Origin of the sequence: Mesorhizobium sp. M5C.F.Ca.IN.020.32.2.1 (assembly GCF_004023105.1) — a bacterium.
In the GTDB taxonomy this organism is placed as follows: Bacteria; Pseudomonadota; Alphaproteobacteria; order Rhizobiales; family Rhizobiaceae; genus Mesorhizobium; species Mesorhizobium wenxiniae.
Window position 1 is genome coordinate 1 of record NZ_RZSX01001541.1, and the last position, 651, is coordinate 651.

Consider the following 651-nt stretch of genomic DNA (forward strand, 5'->3'; position numbering starts at 1 on the left):
GCCTTCGTTCATCTCGAAGAAGGGATGACCGACGACACCGCCATTCGCCAGCACGAAGGCGCCTTGCCCGACATAGTTGAGCAACAGGCAAGGAAACACGATGGCCAGCCAGGCAAGCACGATCGGCTTGCGCCCGAAATGGCCGAGGTCGGCATAGAGCGCCTCAGCGCCGGTGACGGCGAGAAAAACCGCACCAACCGTGACGAAGGCGACTTCGGGCGAGTTGATCAGGAATGACACGATATAATGCGGGCTGATTGCCAGCAGGATTTCCGGGTCGTCCATGATGTGGTTGAGGCCGGAAAGGCCGATGGCCAGGAACCACAGCGCGGTAACGGGCCCGAACACCAATCCTACGCCGCCGGTGCCAAACCGCTGTACCGCAAACACGACCGCCAGAATGGCCAGTGTCAGCGGCACCACATAGGGCTGGAAGGTCGGCGTGACGACATTCATACCTTCGACCGCCGACAGCACCGAGATCGCCGGCGTAATGACTGCGTCGCCGAAAAAAAGCGCCGCGCCGACAATGCCGATGCCGAGGATCACCGCCGAGCGCGTCGGGAAACTGTTGCGCGCCAGCGCCATCAGCGACAGCACCCCGCCCTCGCCGCGATTGTCGGCACGGAGCACGAACATGATGTATTTGAT

Annotated in this window: 1 protein-coding gene; it reads right to left on the reverse strand. The window is 61.8% G+C overall.

The genetic code is table 11. The features are described 5' to 3' along the window. Positions 1-651 (reverse strand): KUP/HAK/KT family potassium transporter (locus EOA86_RS37310; protein WP_206630283.1); only part of this gene is annotated, 651 nt, incomplete at both ends.